Annotated in this window: 16 protein-coding genes; 12 read left to right on the top strand and 4 right to left on the bottom strand. The window is 72.5% G+C overall.

The window, feature by feature from the left end; translation table 11 throughout:
* Positions 1-94: 94 nt before the first annotated feature.
* From ACGFI7_RS20335 to ACGFI7_RS20365, 7 genes are read left to right on the top strand one after another with little or no spacing between them, the layout of a single operon-like run.
* Positions 95-1,162 (top strand): DUF917 domain-containing protein, encoded by a 1,068-nt coding sequence (locus ACGFI7_RS20335; RefSeq protein ID WP_393406484.1) that lies wholly within the window; start codon positions 95-97, stop codon positions 1,160-1,162.
* A complete protein-coding gene (locus ACGFI7_RS20340; protein WP_393406487.1) occupies positions 1,155-2,702 on the top strand; it encodes a hydantoinase/oxoprolinase N-terminal domain-containing protein in 1,548 nt (515 codons plus the stop codon). Before ACGFI7_RS20335 ends, ACGFI7_RS20340 begins: the two co-directional genes overlap by 8 nt.
* A 20-nt stretch (positions 2,703-2,722) precedes the next feature.
* The gene (locus tag ACGFI7_RS20345) at positions 2,723-4,363 is read left to right on the top strand and encodes an ABC transporter substrate-binding protein (RefSeq protein WP_393406489.1); all 1,641 of its coding nucleotides are present in this window, start codon (positions 2,723-2,725) and stop codon (positions 4,361-4,363) included.
* A gap of 3 nt (positions 4,364-4,366) precedes the next feature.
* Positions 4,367-5,383, top strand: a complete 1,017-nt coding sequence (locus ACGFI7_RS20350) for an ABC transporter permease (protein WP_393406491.1) — start codon at positions 4,367-4,369, stop codon at positions 5,381-5,383.
* Positions 5,380-6,234, top strand: a complete 855-nt coding sequence (locus ACGFI7_RS20355) for an ABC transporter permease (RefSeq protein WP_393406493.1) — start codon at positions 5,380-5,382, stop codon at positions 6,232-6,234. The genes ACGFI7_RS20350 and ACGFI7_RS20355 overlap by 4 nt, the downstream gene beginning before the upstream one ends.
* On the top strand, positions 6,231-6,968 hold the full coding sequence (locus ACGFI7_RS20360; RefSeq protein WP_393406495.1) for an ATP-binding cassette domain-containing protein: 738 nt from the start codon (positions 6,231-6,233) through the stop codon (positions 6,966-6,968). Before ACGFI7_RS20355 ends, ACGFI7_RS20360 begins: the two co-directional genes overlap by 4 nt.
* The gene (locus ACGFI7_RS20365; RefSeq protein WP_393406497.1) at positions 6,965-7,864 is read left to right on the top strand and encodes an ABC transporter ATP-binding protein; all 900 of its coding nucleotides are present in this window, start codon (positions 6,965-6,967) and stop codon (positions 7,862-7,864) included. Before ACGFI7_RS20360 ends, ACGFI7_RS20365 begins: the two co-directional genes overlap by 4 nt.
* Here the strand turns inward: ACGFI7_RS20365 and ACGFI7_RS20370 are convergent.
* A complete protein-coding gene (locus ACGFI7_RS20370; protein WP_148029695.1) occupies positions 7,839-8,198 on the bottom strand; it encodes a DUF742 domain-containing protein in 360 nt (119 codons plus the stop codon). The two genes, ACGFI7_RS20365 and ACGFI7_RS20370, sit on opposite strands and share 26 nt — an antisense overlap.
* Positions 8,191-10,065 (bottom strand): nitrate- and nitrite sensing domain-containing protein, encoded by a 1,875-nt coding sequence (locus ACGFI7_RS20375; RefSeq protein ID WP_393406499.1) that lies wholly within the window; start codon positions 10,063-10,065, stop codon positions 8,191-8,193. The genes ACGFI7_RS20370 and ACGFI7_RS20375 overlap by 8 nt, the downstream gene beginning before the upstream one ends.
* Before the next feature lie 185 nt (positions 10,066-10,250).
* On the opposite strand from ACGFI7_RS20375, the gene ACGFI7_RS20380 reads away from it, so the two are divergent.
* Positions 10,251-11,813: an ABC transporter substrate-binding protein gene (locus ACGFI7_RS20380; RefSeq protein WP_393406501.1), complete on the top strand. Its 1,563-nt coding sequence runs from the start codon at positions 10,251-10,253 to the stop codon at positions 11,811-11,813.
* Here the strand turns inward: ACGFI7_RS20380 and ACGFI7_RS20385 are convergent.
* Entirely contained in the window at positions 11,789-11,953 is a 165-nt protein-coding gene (locus ACGFI7_RS20385; RefSeq protein ID WP_393407173.1) for a hypothetical protein, read from the bottom strand. The genes ACGFI7_RS20380 and ACGFI7_RS20385 overlap by 25 nt on opposite strands.
* Before the next feature lie 20 nt (positions 11,954-11,973).
* Between ACGFI7_RS20385 and ACGFI7_RS20390 the strand changes: the two genes are divergently transcribed.
* Positions 11,974-12,606: a hypothetical protein gene (locus ACGFI7_RS20390; protein ID WP_393407142.1), complete on the top strand. Its 633-nt coding sequence runs from the start codon at positions 11,974-11,976 to the stop codon at positions 12,604-12,606.
* On the opposite strand, the gene ACGFI7_RS20395 is transcribed toward ACGFI7_RS20390, so the two are convergent.
* Entirely contained in the window at positions 12,572-13,921 is a 1,350-nt protein-coding gene (locus tag ACGFI7_RS20395; RefSeq protein WP_393406504.1) for an NAD(P)/FAD-dependent oxidoreductase, read from the bottom strand. The genes ACGFI7_RS20390 and ACGFI7_RS20395 overlap by 35 nt on opposite strands.
* Before the next feature lie 169 nt (positions 13,922-14,090).
* On the opposite strand from ACGFI7_RS20395, the gene ACGFI7_RS20400 reads away from it, so the two are divergent.
* The 3 genes from ACGFI7_RS20400 to ACGFI7_RS20410 all read left to right on the top strand — a co-directional run bounded on the left by ACGFI7_RS20400 (position 14,091) and on the right by ACGFI7_RS20410 (position 18,261).
* The gene (locus ACGFI7_RS20400) at positions 14,091-15,599 is read left to right on the top strand and encodes an alpha/beta hydrolase (protein WP_393406506.1); all 1,509 of its coding nucleotides are present in this window, start codon (positions 14,091-14,093) and stop codon (positions 15,597-15,599) included.
* A 68-nt stretch (positions 15,600-15,667) separates the two neighbouring features.
* Positions 15,668-16,558, top strand: coding sequence for a DNA-3-methyladenine glycosylase family protein (locus ACGFI7_RS20405; protein WP_393406508.1), 891 nt, complete (start codon positions 15,668-15,670; stop codon positions 16,556-16,558).
* A 122-nt stretch (positions 16,559-16,680) separates the two neighbouring features.
* Complete coding sequence (locus ACGFI7_RS20410) at positions 16,681-18,261, top strand: MFS transporter (RefSeq protein ID WP_393406510.1); 1,581 nt, start codon at positions 16,681-16,683, stop codon at positions 18,259-18,261.
* The last annotated feature ends 42 nt before the right edge of the window (positions 18,262-18,303 follow it).

Raw genomic sequence — 18,303 nt, forward strand, 5'->3', positions numbered from 1 at the left:
CTGTCGGCGCTGCCTCAGGTCTACCAGTCGAAGCCGGGCGGAGGGAACGCGTGACTGGCGTTATGGCGCGGTATGTGCTTGGTTGGGGCTCCCTATGAGCATCCGCGAAACTGACATACCGGCTCTGGCCCGGGGCTGTGCCGTGCTCGGCACGGGTGGCGGCGGCGACGTGCGGACGGGGTCGCTGGCCGCCGTGCGGGCCATCAGGGAGTACGGGCCGGTCCCGCTCGTGCGGCTGGCCGATCTTCCCCCCGACGCGCTGGTCGTCCCGCTCTCCGGGATCGGGGCGCCGACCGTGAGCCACGAGATGATCCACAGCGAGGACGAGCCGAAACGCGTCGCCGAGGAGGTCGAGCGCCTCTTCGGCCGGCCGCCCGCGGCCGTCATGTCGTCCGAGATCGGCGGCTCGAACGGGGTCGCGCCGGTGGCCTGGGCCGCGCAGCTCGGGCTGCCGCTGCTCGACGCCGACGGCATGGGCCGGGCGTTCCCCGAGGTCCAGATGGTCTCCATGTATGTCGCGGGGCTCCCCGCCGACCTGGTGATCATGTCGGACGTGGCGGGCAACGTGGTGACGATCCGGCCGGTCGACGGCCTGTGGTCGGAACGGCTGGCGCGGGCGGTCTGCGTGGCCGCGGGCTCCTCGGCGCTGATGGCCGACTACGTGCTCACGGCGGAGCGGGCCGCGGGCGCGGTGATCGAGGGCACGGTCACCCGCGCGCTGGAGATCGGCCGGGCCACCGAGAACGCGGCCGACCCGCTGGCCGCCCTCACGACGGAGCTGGGCGCGGCCAGGCTGATCACCGGCAAGCTGACCGACGTGGAGCGGCGCACCGCCGGCGGGTTCGTCAGGGGCACGGCCACGATCGAGGGCACCGGCGACGACCGGGGCCGCAGGCTCGTCCTGGAGCTGCAGAACGAGAACCTGGTCGCCGTCGAGGACAACCAGGTCAGGGCCATGGTGCCGGATCTGATCACGGTGGTCGACACCGAGACCGCGGCCGCCGTGCAGACCGAGGGCCTGCGCTACGGCCAGCGCGTCACCGTGCTCGCCTGGCCGTGCGACCCGCTCTGGCGGACCGGGAAGGGGCTGGACACGGCCGGGCCGCGGGCGTTCGGCTACGACCTGGACTACGTGTCCGTGGAGGAGCTGACGCATGGCTGAGCCGGACCTGCGGATCGGCGTGGACGTCGGCGGCACCAACACCGACGCGGTGGTGCTCGACCCGGGCGACCGGGTGATCGCCAAGGCCAAGCGGCCGACCAGCCTGGACGTGACCGGCGGCCTGCGCGCCGCGCTGGACGCGGTGCTGGACGAGCTGGGGCCCCAGGCCCACGGCCGGGTCGGCCGGGTGATGCTGGGCACCACGCACGCCACGAACGCCATCCTGGAGCGCAGGAACCTGGGCCGGGTGGCGGTGCTGCGGCTGGGCGCGCCCGCCACCACGGCCGTGCCGCCGCTCTCCGACTGGCCCGCCGACCTGCGCAAGGTCGTCTCGGCAGGGGAGGCCGTGGTGCCCGGCGGCCACTACGTGGACGGCCGGGAGATCGGCCGGATCGACCCCGGCGCGATCCGCCGCTTCCTGGACGGGGTGGAGGCCGACGCGGTCGCGGTCACCGCCGTCTTCAGCCCGGCCACGGCCGACCACGAGCGGGCGGTCGAGGAGCTGATCAGGAGCGAGTACGGGCTGCCGGTCTCGGTCAGCCACGAGCTCGGCTCGCTCGGGCTGCTGGAGCGGGAGAACGCGACCGTGCTCAACGCCGCGCTGTACGGGGTCGCCGGGCACGTCACGAGGGCGCTGACCGCCGCGCTGGCCGAGCGCGGGCTGGCGGCGACCCCGTATCTGGCGCAGAACGACGGCACGCTGATGACGCTGGAGCACGCGGCGCGGCTGCCGGTGTCGACCATCGGCTCGGGTCCGGCCAACTCGCTGCGCGGCGCCGCGTTCCTGTCGGGCGTGCCGGACGCGATCGTCGCGGACGTCGGCGGCACCTCCACCGACCTCGGCGTGCTGACCGGCGGGTTCCCGCGCGAGTCGGCGGCGGCCGTGGAGATCGGCGGCGTGCTCACCAACTTCCGCATGCCGGACATCCTGGCCATCGCGCTCGGGGGCGGCACCGTCGTGCGCGGGACCGAGGCCGGGCCGGACTCGGTCGGCTACCGGATCGCGGAGGAGGCGCTGGTGTTCGGGGGCGGCACGGTGACGCTCACGGACGCGGCGGTCGCGGCCGGGCGGCGCCCGCCGGGAGTCACTTGGGACTTGGGCGACATATCGGAAGATTTCCGCGACACATTGCAAAGGGTGATCGCCGCCACGGACGAGCTGGCCGCCGACGCGGTGGACCGCATGACCCTGGGCCGGACCGGCCGTCCGCTGGTGGCGGTGGGTGGCGGGGCCTTCCTGCTGCCGGAGCGCATCCCCGGCGTGAGCCGCGTCATCCGCCCCGAGCACGCCGAGGTGGCCAACGCCGTCGGCGCCGCGATCGCGCTGGCGAGCGGCAGAGTCGATACGATCATGCCTGCGGGTGAAAGCCGGACAGAGGCGATCGAAAGGGTAAGGCAGGAGGCCATGGCCCGTGCCGTGGCCGCGGGCGCGGATCCGGCCCGGGTCCAGATCGTCGACCTGCTCGAGGTGCCGCTCAGCTATTTCGCTGAGCCGGCCGTGCGGATCCACGCCAAAGCCGCCGGTCCTCTCACCCGGTGACAACTCGAAAGGATCCCCCCATGCGCTGGCACAAGCGTCTGCTCGTCGCCGGGGTCGCCGGTGTCGTGGTCATGGCCGCATCCGCGTGCGCGGGCGGCCAGGTGCGCGGCGCGGGCGGCAGCCCGCAGCCGAGCACCGGCGGAACCCCCGCCGACCAGCCGTCGACCGCCCAGACCACGGAGAACGACGCCACCTTCGTCTACGCCCCCAACCTGGACGTGGTGACCGACTGGGACCCGGCGACCTCGTACTCCAACGAGATCATCGCCATGTCTAACATCTACGAGGGCCTGACCCGCTACAACGCCAAGACCAAGGAGGCCGAGCCGCGCCTGGCCACCGAGTGGTCGTCGGCCAAGGACGGCAAGGAGTGGACGTTCAAGCTGCGTGAAGGCGTCAAGTTCCACACCGGTGCGACGCTCGACGCCGAGGCCGCCAAGAAGGCCATCGAGCGCACGATGAAGTCCGACGGCGGCGCCGCCTACATCTGGGGCGCGGTCGACAAGATCGAGACCCCGGACGCCGCGACGCTGAAGTTCACGCTCAAGTACGCGTCCCCGATGGACCTCATCGCCTCCTCCGGCTACGCCGCCTACATCTACGACACCGAGGCGCTGGAGAAGAACGAGGACGACCTCAAGAACGGCAAACTGGACGTCGGCACCGGCCCGTACACGATCGACACGTGGCGCAAGGGCCAGGAGACCGAGCTGACGCTGAAGGCGTTCGAGGACTACTGGGGCGGCTGGCAGCCCGAGCAGTACAAGAAGGTCGCCTTCCGGGTCACCCCGGAGATCACCACGGCCTGGCAGCTCGTCCAGCGCGGCGAGGTCAACTTCGTGCAGCGGCTCAACCCGCAGCTGTTCCAGCAGGCGGGCATGACCGAGGGCGTGCAGGCCAAGCAGGCGCCGTCGTTCCAGAACCTGCTGGTGCTGTTCAACACGGCCGAGGGGCCGACGAAGGACGTCCGCGTCCGGCAGGCGCTGCAGCACGCGATCGACTACGACGGCCTGGTGGCGGCGCTCAAGGGCGCCGGGCAGAAGGCCGGCGGGCTGGTGCCGCCCGGCCTGCTCGGTCACACCACCGGCCTGGAGCCCAAGCAGGACCTGGACAAGGCCAGGGCGCTGCTGCAGGAGGCCGGGTACGGCCCGGACAACCCCGAGCTGGAGCTCACGCTCACCTACGCGCAGGGCGACGAGGACCAGAAGCTGCTGGTCACGCTGCTCACCGCCGCGCTGAAGGAGGTCAACGTCACCCTGCGGGCGCGGGCGATGGCCTGGAACGCGCAGTGGGACCGCGGCAAGAAGGGCGACCAGGACATCTTCGTCATGTACTGGTACCCCGACTACGCCGACCCGTACTCGTGGTTCTTCAATGTCTTCCGCAGCGCCGACGAGGTCTCCTTCAACCTGTCGTACCTGAAGGACGCCGGGGTCGACGCCGCGATCGACAAGCTGCCCGAGCTGACGGCCACCGACCCGCTGGCGGCCGACCAGGCCTACGCCGACCTGCAGAAGCAGATCATCCAGGAGAAGGCGGCGGTCGCCGTGCCGTACGTGCAGACCTACCAGCGCGCGCTCACCGCGGACGTGCTCGGGTACGTCGACAACCCGGCCTACCCGAACGTGGTCTTCTTCTACGACCTCAAGCCCACCGGCTGAGCGATGCCGCGTTACCTGATCCGCCGGCTGGGCCAGGCGCTCCTGGTCATGGCCGGCGTGGTCGTCCTCACGTTCGTGATCACGAGGATGGTGCCCGGCGATCCGGCGGTCGCCTACGCCGGGCCCAAGGCCACGCCCGAGCAGCTCGCGCAGGTGCGCGAGCGGTTCGGGCTGGACGACCCGCTCTGGGCGCAGCTCGGCAACTACCTCAGGGACCTGGCCACCGGCGACTGGCAGACCAGCCTGCACACCCGGCAACCGGTGCTGCAGGACCTCTACAACGCGTTCCCGGCCAGCCTGGAGCTGGTCGGGGCGGGTCTGCTGATCGCCGTCGTCACGGGCATCCCTGTCGGCGTGCTGGCCGCCCGGTTCAAGGGCCGCTTCCCGGACTTCTCGGTCCGGCTGACCAGCATGCTCGCGGTGTCGCTGCCGGTGTTCTGGCTGGCGCTGGCCCTGCAGACGGTCTTCGGCAGCAACCTGGGCTGGTTCCCGGTCGCCGGGGAGTACGACAGCGCCCTCGACACCACCAGCCCGCTGACACTCTGGACGAACATCACCATCGTGGACGCGCTCATCACCGGCAACTGGCCGATCTTCACCAGCACGGCGGCGCACCTGGTGCTCCCGGCCCTGGTCGTGGCCGCCTACCCGGCGGGGGTGATCGCGCAGATGGTGCGCGCCACGCTCATCGAGGAGGCCTCGCAGGACCACGCCAGGCTGGAGCGGGCGCTCGGCTTCCGCGAGACGACGATCCTGACCCGGTTCGCGCTGCGGCCCGCGCTCAACCCGGTGCTGTCGCTGATCGCGCTGGTGTTCGCGTACGCGATCGTGAACGGGTTCCTGGTCGAGGCCGTCTTCAACTGGCCCGGCCTGGGCCGCTACGCGGTCAACGCCATCTCCAGCTCCGACACGCCCGCCGTCGCGGGCGTCACCCTGCTGGTCGCGCTCATGTACGTGCTCGCCAACCTGGTCGTCGACCTGCTGCAGGGCGTCATCGACCCGAGGGCGAGGGCCCGGTGAGCGCGCCGCCCGAGGCGCCGCTGCGCCGCACCCTGCCCAGGATCACCGACCGGTTCGCCTTCGCCGGGGCCGTGCTGATCGTCCTCATCGCGCTGGCCGCCGTGCTGGCGCCGTGGCTCGCCCCGTACCCACCGGACGCGGTCGACCCGGTCAACGCGCTTCGGCCGCCGGGCGACGGGCACTGGTTCGGCACCGACGCGGCCGGTCGCGACGTGTTCTCCCGGGTGCTGCACGGCGGGCGGACCTCGCTGTTCATCGCCGTGGCCGTGCTGGCCGTCTCGGCCACCGCAGGCGTCCTGCTCGGGGTGGTGGCGGGGTACGCGGGCGGCTGGGTCAGAGACGTGATCATGCGGATCACGGACATCTTCCTGGCCTTCCCCGCGCTGCTCCTGTCGGTGGCCCTGGCGATCGTGCTGGAGCCGAGCGTCACCACCGTGATCGTGGCCATCGCGGTGACCTGGTGGCCCTGGTACGCGCGGCTGTCGGCGGCGACGGCCGCCTCGATCGCCACCCGGCCGTACGTGGACGCCGCGCGCTGCCTGGGCGTGCCGGCCATCATGATCATCGTGCGGCACGTGCTGCCGAACTCGCTGACGCCCGTCCTGGTCCAGGTCTCGCTCGACGCGGGCGGGGTCATCCTCACCGCGGCCGCGCTCTCGTACCTGGGGCTGGGCGCGCAGGAGCCGACGGCGGAGTGGGGGCTGATGGTGGAGCAGGGGCAGACGCTGTTCACCACGAACTGGTGGGTCGTCACCTTCCCCGGACTGGCGATCCTGCTGACGGCGTTCGCGTTCAACGTGCTGGGCGAAGGGCTGCGCAACGCGCTGGACCCGCGGAGGATCGTGAAGTGATCGAGGTACGCGACCTCCAGGTGAGGTACGGCGATCGGGTCGTGGCCAGGGTGCCGGAGCTGGACGTGGCGCCCGGCGAGTGCGTGGCGATCGTGGGGGAGAGCGGGTCGGGCAAGTCGACCACGCTCATGTCGCTGCTCGGGCTCACCGAGGGCGCCGAGGTCAGCGGGCGGATCCGGGTGGCCGGGGTGGACGTGCCGAACGCCTCGCCGGCCCAGCTCCGCGCTATCAGGGGAGCGCGGGTGGCGCTCGTCATGCAGTCGCCGCAGGCCGCGCTCAGCCCCACCACCCGGCTCGGCACGCTGATGCGCCGGGCGCTCAAGCTGCACGGCGTCGGCGACGCGGAGCGGGTGATGACCGAGGCTGCCGAGGCGGTGCTGCTCGACCCGGCCATCCTGCGCCGCTACCCGCACGAGGTCTCCGGCGGGCAGGCGCAGCGGTTCGCCATCGCGCTGGCCATCGCGCTGGGCGCGGAGGCGATCCTGGCCGACGAGCCGACCAGCGCCCTGGACGTGACCGTGCAGGCCGAGGTGGTGGCCGTGCTGCGCGGGCTGTGCGCGGAGCGCGGGCTGGCGCTGCTGCTGGTCTCGCACGACCTGGCCCTGGTGTCCACCGTCGCCGACCGGGTGCTGGTCATGCGGGAGGGCGAGGTCGTGGAGAGCGGCCCGGCCGCCCGCGTGCTGGCCGAACCGTCCCACCCCTACACCCGCGAGCTGCTGGAGGCGCTGCCGTGAGCCTGCTGAGGGCGGAGCGCGTGACGCTCGGGTACGGGCGCACGCCCGTGGTCCACGAGGTCACCCTGGACATCACCGAGGGCGGCGTGGGCCTGATCGGCGAGAGCGGGTCGGGCAAGACGACGCTGGCGCGGGCCTTCCTCGGTCTCCTCACCCCCATGTCCGGAAATATCTGGTACGGGGATCAAGACCTGAAAAAAGTGGACATGAGGCGCTTCCGCGGCGACGTCCAGCCCGTCTTCCAGGCCGAGGCCCTCGACCCCCGGATGCGCGCCGGCAGCTCGATCGCCGAGGCGCTGCCCCGCCACGCCCGCCACCGCGTCCCCGAGCTCCTCGAACAGGTCGGACTCGACCCCGCGCTGGCCGCCCGCCGCCCGCACGAGCTCTCCGGCGGCCAGCGCCAGCGCGTGGTGATCGCCCGCGCACTCGCGGTCGGCCCCCGGCTGCTCATCCTCGACGAGCCCACCAGCGCCCTGGACGTGACGGTCCAGGCCAGGATCCTCGACCTGCTCGCCGGGCTGCCGGCCGAGCGGCTGCTCATCACGCACAACCTGGCCGTGGTCGGGAAGCTCTGCCGCACCTCGCACGTGCTGTTCGCGGGCCGCGTGGTCGAGTCGGGCCCCACGGCCGACCTGCTGAGCCGGCCCGCTCACCCGTACACGCTGGCGCTGCGCGACGCCGTGCCGAGGCTCGGGGGAGAGCCGCCCGCGGCCCGGGGGCGGGCGGAGGCGCGGCCGGCGGGGACGGGCTGCCCGTTCCGGCTGCGCTGCCCGATGGCGGTGACGGAGTGCGAACGGGAACCCGCGCTCCGTGACATCGGCGGTCAGCCCGAAGGGCGGCAGGTCGCCTGCCACCGGGCCGAGGACGTGCTCAGAGAGCCTTCAGCCCGTCGATGACCTCCAGGAGCACCGTGGCGTCGGGCGCCGGCGGCGGCGACTCCACCTGGACGAGCTTCTGCTGGTGCAGGTCGCCCACGAGGACCCGGACCACGCCGATGGGCAGGTTCAGCTCCGCCGCGACGTCCACCAGCCGCGTCGGTTTGGTGCACTTCTGCAGGATGATCAAGTGTTCGGGGCCGAGCCCGACCGGCGGCGTCAGGCCACCGGAGGTGATGATGACCGCGATGAGGTCGATGGCCTCGCTCGCGGGCACCGTGCGGCCCCGGGTCAGCAGGTAGGCAGGGACGATCGGACCCGCGTCCTCGTCCAGCCAGCGCTCGTCTCTACTCACCTTGCACCACCCGGATCGGGCGGGCCGGGGCCCTGGTGGGTTCCTCCGGCTCGTCCGGAGGGTCTGTTACTTGTTCTGCCGGGATCAGCACGATGGCGGTGGTCCCTCCATATGGTGAATCGCGTAACATCACGCGAATGTCATGCCTGGCGGCCAGGCGGGAAACGACGAAGAGACCGAGGCGCTCGCTGTCGGCCAGGTCGAACTCGGGCGGGCTGGCCAGCCGCTCGTTGTACTCGGCCAGCTGCTCCTCGCTCATCCCCAGCCCGCGGTCCTCCACGTGGAAGGCGAAGCCGCGGGCCGCCACCTCGCCGCGCACGATCACCGTGGTGTGCGGGGGAGAGTAGACGGTGGCGTTCTCGATGAGCTCGGCCACCAGGTGGATCACGTCGCCGACCACCGGGCCGGCCAGGCGCTGGGCCGGCATCGGCTCGACCACGACCCGCTGGTAGTCCTCCACCTCGGCGGCGGCGCCCCGGGCCACGTCGAGCATCGGCACCGGCTTGCTCCAGCCGCGGCCGGGGGTCGCGCCCGACAGGATGATCAGGCCCTCGGCGTGCCGGCGCATCCGGGTGGCCAGGTGGTCCAGCCGGAACAGGTCGTCCAGGTCGTCCGGGTCGGTGGCGCGGTGCTGCATGCCCTCCAGCTGGATGCGCTGGCGGTGCAGCAGCGCCTGGCTGCGCCGGGCGAGGTTGCGGAACACGTGCCCCACGCCGTCACGCAGCTGCGCCTGGCCGACGGCCGCCTCGACCGCCGTCTGCTGGACCGTGGAGAAGGCCTGGCCGACGTCGTCGATCTCGACGGTCGTGCTCGTGACCATGAGCTCCGGCACGGCGACCTCCTCCCCTTTCCTGAGCTTGGCGACGACCTCGGGCAGCCGCTCCTGGGCCACCTCGAGCGCCGCCTCGCGCAGATTGCCCAGCTCCCTGGACAGGCGGTTGCCCATCCGCAGCGAGAACGCGATCGAGACCAGGATCAGCACGAGGCAGGTCCCGGCCAGCAGGAACGCCCGCATCAGCACGGCGTCGGCCACGGGCTTCGAGCGATCCTGCAGGATCATGCTCGCGCGCATCTGGGCCTCTTGAAAAGACTTCGCCAGCGACTCGGTGGTGCTGAGCCACGCGCTGGGCGAGCCGCCCGCGATGATCTGGTCCTCCATCAGCCGCATCCGCTGGTAGGCGGGCGAGGTGATGATCGACACCTGGGTCTCGCGCAGGCTGGAGTCGAGCTGGCCGAGCGCGTGGTCGATGAGGAAGCGCCGGTTTCCGGCCAGCCGGGTGAACAGCCTGCGCTCGGCCGTCGTGGTGGGGCCCAGGCCGAGCGCCTGCTCGCGGGTGAGGAGTTCCTTGGCGTAGCCGAGGTCGATCACGACCCTGGACTGCTCGTAGATCGGCAGGTCGCCGATGAAGCCGACCCGCCGGTGCAGGTCGAAGAGGCTGTCGAGGATCGCGCTGTACGACTCCACCGTGCGCAGACGGTCGGACAGGCCCGTGTCGATCTCTCCCCTGACCGCGTCGAGCCTGTCGAGCTGTGTGTACACCGCGTCCACCTGTGTGCGGATCGCCTCCGATGTATCCCGGGACGCACCCGAGAGCCGCTGGAACTCCTCTTTCGCCCTGTCGCTGCGGGATCGCTGCTTGGCGAGCGCCGGCCGGTCGGCCGACGGGCCCGCGCGCAGGAACTGGACGGAGGCGAGGCGCTCGCGTTGCAGCTCGTTGCCGAGCTTGTACGCCGGGTGTCGCAAGTTCGTCCAGAGCGTCTGATACTGCCTCAGCTCCAGACTCTCGCTCGCCGTCACGGCGGTGATGACTCCCCACAACACCACCATCGAGGCGATCGGAACCAGCAGTAGGCCGATGATCTTCATGCGGATCGTTCGGCTACGACCCATGGCACCTCACTCCGGTCGGTCCCCTGCTGGCAACCCCGGACGGGACAAGCCATGAGGATAGCAATACGATCTCCGGATTGCCCAATTTTTCGGCGGTTTCGGACATCGGCCATGATCGTCTAGTACGTTTTCCCGGTAGACCGGTCGTAGAGGGAGATGCGTTGCGCCGTTGTCTCGCAGCGGTCGCCGCGCTGGTGCTGCTCGCCACGGCGTGCTCGGCGCCGGCGGCGGTGCGGCAGCCGCGGCTGGGGGAGTCGGCGTTCGTCTACGTCGAGAGCACGGACGTGGTCACCGACTGGGACCCCGGCACGTCCTACTCCAACGAGATCGTCGCCCTGCAGAACGTCTACGAGACGCTCACCCTGTGGAACCCGGTCACCAAGAAGAGCGCCCCGCGCCTGGCCACCGCCTGGCGCAGCACCGCAGACGGCCGCTCCTGGACCTTCACGCTCCGCCGGGACGTCACCTTCCACACCGGCCGGCCCATGGACGCCACCGCGGTCAAACAGGCGATCGAGCGGACCATGGCCACCAAGGCCGGCGCCTACTACATCTGGGACTCCGTCTCGTCGATCAGGGTCGAGGACCCGTACACGATCACGTTCGCGCTGCGGTACCCGGTGCCGCTCGACGTGGTGGCCTCGTCCGCCTACGCGGCCTACATCTACGACACCCGGGCGGCCCCCGACCTGGCGCAGTGGTTCTCGGCCGGCCGGGACGCCGGGACCGGGCCGTACACGGTGGGCACCTGGAAGAAGGGGGCCCAGGACGAGCTGACGCTCAAGGCGTACGACGGGTACTGGGGAGGCTGGGACCGGCCGCACTACCGCACGGTCAAGTTCCGGGTGCTGCCCGACCAGCGGCAGGCCTGGCGGCAGCTGCTGCGCGGCGAGGTCAGCTTCCTCTACCGGCTGGACCCGAAGCTGTTCGCCAGGGCGGAGACCCGGCCGGGCCTGCGCACCTCCGAGCGGTCCTCGTTCCAGACGGCCATGCTCCTGTTCAACACCGCCACCGGCCCGATGACCGACCAGCGGGTGCGGCGCGCGGTGCAGAAGGCCGTCGACTACCGGGGCGTGATCCGGGCGCTGCGCGGCGGCGTCATGTCGCACAGCGGGGTGGTGCCGGAAGGGCTGCTCGGCCACGTGCCCGGCCGGGTGCCCCGGCAGGACCTGGCGGGCGCGGCCGAACTGCTCGCCAAGGCCGGGTACGGGCCGCAGGGCGAACCGCTCCAGCTGACCCTCACCTTCACCGAGGGCGACAGCGACCAGCAGGTCCTGGTCGACCGGCTGCGCCGGGACCTCAAGTCGCTCAACGTCACGCTCCGGGCCCGGGCCATGCCCTGGCCGGACCAGTGGGAGCTGGGCAAGAAGCGCGGCCAGGACATCTTCGTCATGTACTGGTGGCCCGACTACGCCGACGGCTACTCGTGGTTCGGCAACGTCTTCCACAGCGCCGACCCGCCGGTGTTCAACCTCGCCTATCTGGACGACCCGACCACCGACACGCTGCTCGACTCGCTGCCCGAGCTGACCGTGACGGACAGCGCCACGGCGCAGCAGGCGTTCGTCCGGGCCACCCGCAGGGTGCTGGACCAGCAGGCCGCGGCGGCCATGCCGTGGGTGGTCAACTACCGGCGGGCCTACCTGGGCAGCGTGCAGGGCTACGTGGACAACCCGGCCTATCCTGACGTGGTCTTCGTCTACGAGCTGCGGCCCTCGGGCTGACCCTCGACCCGCTCGCGCAGCCGGGCGCGGATCTCCTCGGGCGTGTAGGCCCGTCGGCGGCGCTCCGCGCGCGCGATCGCCACACCCGTGGCCGCGACGCCCGCGACCCCTGCCAGGCCGAGTATCTTCCACCAGCGCATGTGCCTAGGCTAGCCCTGTGCTGACTCTCGACGAGGCGGTTGAGCTCACCAGGACCGGCGACGTGTGGATCTTCCGGGGCCGCACCGTCCCCGACCGGGCCATCCAGACCATGACCAACAGTCCGGTCAACCACGTCGGCATGGCGATCGTCATCGAGGACCTGCCGCCCATGATGTGGCACGCCGAGCTGGGCCGGTCGCTGCCCGACCTGTGGTCCGGCAGCCACCAGCGAGGCGTGCAGCTGCACGACCTGCGCGACGCGGTGACCGTCTGGGCCGACCGCTACGGCCAGCGCGCCTGGCTGCGCCAGCTGGAGCCGCAGGCCACCCCCGAGATGGAGGACGCCGCGCTGCGCGCGGTGGCCAGGCTCGACGGCACCCCGTTCCCGTCCACCGCGCGGCTGGCCGGCCGCTGGCTGACCGGGCGGCTGGCCCGCCTGCGCCGGGCCGCGGGGGAGCGGGCGCTGGAGAACGCCTACTGCGCCGAGGTGGTGGCCGTCACCTACCAGGAGATGGGGCTGCTGCCCGCCGGCCGCCGGCCCAACTGGTACGACCCGGGCAGGTTCTGGAGCGGCGACGACCTCGACCTGCTCGGCGACCACAAGCTCGGCAGGGAGATCACGGTCGGGATCCCGCTGGCTCGGTCACGCTGATCCGCCGCGCGCGCGGCCTGATCGGCATGTGCTCCAGCTCCTCCAGCGTGCCGAGGCTGTCCTTGAGGAAGTCGAGCCTGATCAGGTCGTCCGGGGCGATCATGTTGAGCAGCCAGTCGCCGCTCACCCGCAGCCGGGAGCGGCCCGACGGCGTCGTCAGCAGGTGATAGCCGCGGGTGACGAGCTGCGCCGGCGGCCCGCTCAGGTCGATCCCGAGCGGCCTGGCCACCGCGTCCGAGCCGCCCAGGTCCACCACCAGGCCGAGGTCGCGGTGACGGTACTCGCGCATCTCGCCGCCGCGCAGCGCCGCCAGCACGTTCCGCGCCGCTGTCTTCGCCTGCCGGTGCGCGTGCTGGGCGGTCGGCGCGCACGGCGTGCCGGGCGCGGCCGTCAGGTCGGGCACCGCCGCCGCGTCGCCCAGCCCGAACACGCCCTCGCAGCCGGGCACCCGCAGGTCCGCGCCCACCACCAGGCGGCCCTTGACCGTCTCGGTGCCGAGGCTGGCCACCACCGGCCGCGGCGTCACCCCGGCCGTCCAGATGACCGTGCGCGCGGGCAGCCGGGTGCCGTCGGTCAGCGTCGCGGTGTCCTCGGTGACTCGCTCCAGCGTGGTGCCCAGGCGCACGTCGATGCCGCGCCGCTCCAGCAGCCGCCGCGCGCTCTCGCCCAGCTCGGGGCCGAGCTCCGGCATCACCGCGTGGGCGATGTCGATCAGGGTCCAGCGCAGCAGGCCGGGGTCCAGGTGCGGGAAGCGGGCCATCGCCCGGCGGGTGACGAGCTGCAGCGTCGCGGCCGTCTCCACGCCCGAGTATCCGGCGCCCACCACCACGAACCCGCACCGCGCGGCCTGCTCGTCCGGATCATGGGTGGCCGCCGCCAGCTCCAGCTGGGCGATCGACCGGTCGCGCAGGTAGACGGCCTCGGCCAGCGTCTTCATGCCGCGGGCGTGCTCCCGCAGCCCCGGGATGTCGAACGTCCTGGTCATGCTGCCCGGGGCGAGCACCAGCACGTCGTACGGCACCCGCACCGGCTCACCGTCGATCTTGAGCACGTTCACCGCCCGCCCGTCCAGGTCGACGTCGAGCGCCACCCCGGGCAGCAGCTTGCTGCGCCGCAGCCGGGTGTGCAGCGGCGTGACGATGGAACGGGGTTGCAGCACCCCCGCCGCCACCTGCGGCAGCAGCGGGAGATACAACGTGTAGTCCTTGGGCGTGATCAGCACGATCTCCGCCTCGCCGGGCCTGAGCCAACGCTCCAGATGTCTCGCGCAGGCGTAACCGCCGAAGCCGGTGCCCACGATCGCTATGCGTCTCACCTTGAGCCCCTTCCGAGGAGCGGACCGGTCAAACACGTCACCCGGAAAGAAATCCCCCGCCTGACCGGCCCGTCATGCGGCTCGCCAGCCGGTGTAAAGGGGGCCGCAACCGCGCGCCCGCACCATCGGGACACCGACACGACCGAGGCCGCCAGATGAGGACGGGAACATGCGACGCCTACGTGGGGTCATCGCACCCCTGATCACGGGCCTGCTGCTGGCGGGCCTCGGCATCACCGCGCCGGCCGGCGCCACCGCGACCTCGGTCTCGACCTCGGCCGCGGCCGAGACCGACCACCACCGCCAGCGGCTGGACTGGACCGGCTGCGGCGGCGGCTTCGAGTGCGCCAAGCTGAAGGTGCCGGTCGACTACCGCAAGCCCAGGGGCAAGCGGATCGAGATCGCCGTCATCCGGCTGCCCGCCACCGGCGGCAAGAAGATCGGCTCGCTCGTGCTGAACCCCGGTGGCCCCGGTGGCTCCGGCGTCGATCTGGCCAGGGCGGCCAAGGCGATCTTCCCCGCCGCCATCCGCTCACGCTTCGACATCGTCGGGTTCGACCCGCGCGGCGTCGGGCTCTCCGCGCCCGTGCGCTGCCTGCCGCCCGGCCTGATGGACACCTACCACGCGCTCGACCCCACCCCCGACACGCCGACCGAGGTCCGCGTCGGCGACGCGTACCAGAAGATCTACGCCCAGGCCTGCCACCAGAACGCCCGCGGGCTGCTGGCCCACCTCGGCACCCGCAACGTGGTCCGCGACCTGGACGTGCTCAGGGCCGCGCTGGGCGACCGGCGGCTGACGTACCTGGGCTTCTCGTACGGGACGGTGATCGGCGCCCACTACGCCGAGATGTACCCCGAGCGGGTGCGGGCGCTGGTGCTCGACGGCGCGGTGGACCCGGTGACCTGGGGGACCGAGGCCGCCGGCCAGGCCCGCGGGTTCGAGAAGGCGTTCACGGCGTTCCTGCGCGACTGCGCCAAGACCCGGGGCTGCCCGTTCAGGACCGGCGCGACGAGCGCCTCGTTCAAGAAGCTGACCGGCCTGCTCAAGCGGGCCGACCGGAGCCCCCTGCGCAACACCGCCGACGGGCGGCAGGTCAACGAGGCCATCGTGTTCCGCGGCGTGGTCCAGGCGCTCTACGCCAAGGAGCTGTGGCCGCGGCTGCGCGCGGCGCTCGCCGCCGGGTTCCGCGGAGACGGCACCGCCCTGCTGGCGCTGTCCGACAACTACACGGGCCGCCGCTTCGACGGGACGTACGACAACTCCGGCGAGGCGTTCACCGCCATCTCCTGCGCCGACCAGCCCCAGGTCACCACGGCTGACGCCTCGGTGGTGACCGAGGCGCCCGGCGCCCGGTACTTCGGCGCCTACTTCTCCGACGGGCTGCTCTCGCCGTGCGCCTTCTGGCCGGTCAAGGGCAAGGCGGGTCCCGCGTACGGGCGCGCGCTGCGTGCCGAGGGGGCCCCGCCGATCCTGGTCGTGGGCACCACCCGCGACCCGGCCACCCCGTACCGGTCGGCGCGCAGACTGGCCGCGCAGCTGTCGTCGGGCGTGCTGCTCGGCTACGACGGCGACGGCCACACCGCCTACGGCAAGTCGTCGGCCTGCGTGAACAGCGCGGTCGACCGCTACCTGATCACCCGGGTGCCGCCGAAGAACGGCACGCTCTGCCGCTGACCTCCCCGGACGCGGGGGGCGGGCCCGCCCGTCCTCCGCATCGGCGGCGGGCTCCTACGATACGGCGCATGGCCACGTTCGGATTCACGATCAACGCCGCCGGTCCGTTCGACTTCGGCGCCTCGCTGCGCTTCGTCGAGGACTGGCCGGCCACCAGCGCGCTGCCCTCCGACGGGCGGACGCTGCGGTTCGGGTTCTGCCCGGAGACCGACTGGCTGCCGATCGGCGTGTCCGTGACCGCCGCGCCCGGCGGGGTCGCCGTGACCACGACCAGACCCGCGAGCCCCGGCATCCGGGGCGAGGTGGCGCGCATCCTCTCCCTCGACGTCGACGGCTCCGGCTTCGCCGCGCTGGGGGAGGCCGACCCGGTGCTCGGCGACCTGCAGCGCGCCACCCCCGGCCTGCGGCCCGTCTGCTTCTGGAGCCCGTGGGAGTCGGCGTGCTGGGCGGTGATCGTGCAGCGCTCGTCGATGCTCATCGCCTCGCGCATCAAGCAGCGCATCGCCGAACGGCACGGCGCCAGGGTCGAGATCGACGGCCGGGCGTTCCCGGTCTTCCCGCCGCCCGTGACCCTCCTGGAGGCCGGCGGCCTCGGCGTGCCCGCGCAGAAGGAGGAGTGGATCCACGCCCTGGCCAGGGCCGCGCTCGACGGCGTGCTGACCACCGAGCACCTGCGCTCGCTCTCCCCTGAGGAGGCCCTGGCCGAGCTGCGCGCCCTGCCCGGCGTGGGACCGTTCTCCGCCGGGTTGATCCTGATCCGCGGCGCGGGCGCCCCCGACGCCTTCCCCGGCGACGAGCCCCGCCTGTTCGCGATCCTGCGCGAGGTGTACGGGCTGCCGGAGGACGCGCCCGCCGCCGCGTACCGCAAGCTCGCCGACCACTGGCGGCCCTACCGCTCCTGGGCCTCGTTCCTGTTCCGCGCCTCCACGTACCGGCCCGATCACGGAAATCCGCGATAGCCCCGGCCTGGATGTCGGATTTCCGCGATCCGGGGCCGCCGGCTGGCGAGGGCGGCGGGCGCGCAGCAGACTGACGCGGTCGCCGTCGATCGCGGTGCGTCCGCGCCGCAAGGAGAGAGTCGTTGAACGTTCCGACCGAGGCGACGGACACCGCCCGCACCCGGCGCGCCACCGTCGCGCTGGCCTGCGCGGGCGTCTTCGTCGCCTATCTGCCCGTGACCTCCGTCCTGACCAGCCTGCCCGCCATCCAGCAGGCGCTGGGCGCGACCACCGCGCAGCTGTCGTGGGTCTCCGACGCGTTCGTCCTGCCGGTGGCCGCGCTGATCCTGACCGCGGGCGTCTTCGGTGACGTGATCGGACGCAAGAAGGTCTACCAGGTGGGCCTGGCCCTGTGCGCGCTGGGCGCTCTGGTGTCGCTGTGCGCGACCTCGGTCCAGCTCATCTGGCTGGGGCAGGCGCTGGCCGGTGCGGGCGCCGCCGCGCTGCTGCCGGTGACGCTGGCGCTGATCAGCCACGCGGTGCCCGACCATCGCGAGCGCGGCACGTACATCGGCATGTGGACCACCTGCATGATGGGCGCCATGGCGCTGGGGCCGCTGATCGCCGGCGCGCTCGTCGGCCACGTCGGCTGGCGGTGGATCTTCCTGCTGCCGCTGCCCGTGGCGCTGGTCACGATGGCGGTGGCCGGCCGGTGGCTCGGCGAGTCCCGGGCGCCCGGCGCGCGCAAGCTCGACCGGCCCGGCCAGGTCACCGCCGCCGTGGCGATCACGGCGCTGGTCTACGGCGTGATCGAGGGAGGCGCGGAGTCGTTCACCCACCCCACCGCGCTCGTGGCCTTCGCCCTGGCCGCGGTGAGCGGCGTCGCCTTCGTCGTCGTGGAGAGGCGCAGCGCGTCGCCGATGCTGGACCTGTCGCTCTTCCGCAGCCCGGGCTTCACCGCCTCGACGCTGGTCGCCATGATCAGCTTCCTGGGGCTGATCGGCTTCTTCTTCGTCCTGAGCCTCTACCTCGGCCTGGTCCAGCAGCTCGACACGCTGGCGGCCGGGGTGCGCATGGTGATCGTCAACGTCGTGTCCATGCTGCTCGGCCTGGTGATGGGTCATGTGATGCGGAGGGTGCCGCCCCGCGTGCTCATCACGGCCGGCCTGGTCGTGGCGGCTGTCGCGCTGCTGGCCATGACCACGGTCGACGGCGGCACGTCGTTCTGGTCGCTGGCCTGGCGCCTGGCCCTGCTGGGACTGGGCCTCGGCGTCGCCTTCCCGTGCATCACCGGCACCGCCGTCGCCAGCGTGCCGCCGCACCAGGCCGGCATGGCCGCCGCGGGCAACAACGCCTTCCGGCAGGTCGGCAGCGCGCTGGGACCGGCCGTCCTGGGCACGCTGCTGTCGATCAAGGCGCTGGGCGACCTGCCCGGCCGGCTCGCCGCGGCGGGCGTGGCGGACGAGCGGGCGCGGCAGGTCGTCGGCGCGGCCGAGGCGAGCGGTCTCGGCGCGGTGGCGCGGCTCGACCTCGGCGGTGACGCCGGGCGGGTGCTGGCCGCCGTCTCGGAGGCGTTCCTCGGCGGCATGCGGCTGGGCCTGGTCGTCTCGGCGGCCCTGCTGGCGCTGGCCGCGCTGGCCACCGTCGTCCTGCTGCGCCGCCGCCCGGCGCCCGCCGTACGGGAGACCGCCCGTCCGACGCCTGGTGTGGCGGCGCGTCCTTGAGGCCGGTTACCCGGCGGGGCGGTCGCGGACGCCTACGATGAC

This window comes from Nonomuraea sp. NPDC048826 (assembly GCF_043198225.1).
In the GTDB taxonomy this organism is placed as follows: Bacteria; Actinomycetota; Actinomycetes; order Streptosporangiales; family Streptosporangiaceae; genus Nonomuraea.

Bases quoted from the DNA above. Each gene is read 5' to 3' on its own strand.
- ACGFI7_RS20335 (WP_393406484.1), top strand. From the start codon at position 95: ATGAGCATCCGCGAAACTGACATACCGGCTCTGGCCCGGGGCTGTGCC.
- ACGFI7_RS20340 (WP_393406487.1), top strand. From the start codon at position 1,155: ATGGCTGAGCCGGACCTGCGGATCGGCGTGGACGTCGGCGGCACCAAC.
- ACGFI7_RS20345 (WP_393406489.1), top strand. From the start codon at position 2,723: ATGCGCTGGCACAAGCGTCTGCTCGTCGCCGGGGTCGCCGGTGTCGTG.
- ACGFI7_RS20350 (WP_393406491.1), top strand. From the start codon at position 4,367: ATGCCGCGTTACCTGATCCGCCGGCTGGGCCAGGCGCTCCTGGTCATG.
- ACGFI7_RS20375 (WP_393406499.1), bottom strand. From the start codon at position 10,065: ATGAAGATCATCGGCCTACTGCTGGTTCCGATCGCCTCGATGGTGGTG.
- ACGFI7_RS20385 (WP_393407173.1), bottom strand. From the start codon at position 11,953: ATGCGCTGGTGGAAGATACTCGGCCTGGCAGGGGTCGCGGGCGTCGCG.
- ACGFI7_RS20400 (WP_393406506.1), top strand. From the start codon at position 14,091: ATGCGACGCCTACGTGGGGTCATCGCACCCCTGATCACGGGCCTGCTG.
- ACGFI7_RS20405 (WP_393406508.1), top strand. From the start codon at position 15,668: ATGGCCACGTTCGGATTCACGATCAACGCCGCCGGTCCGTTCGACTTC.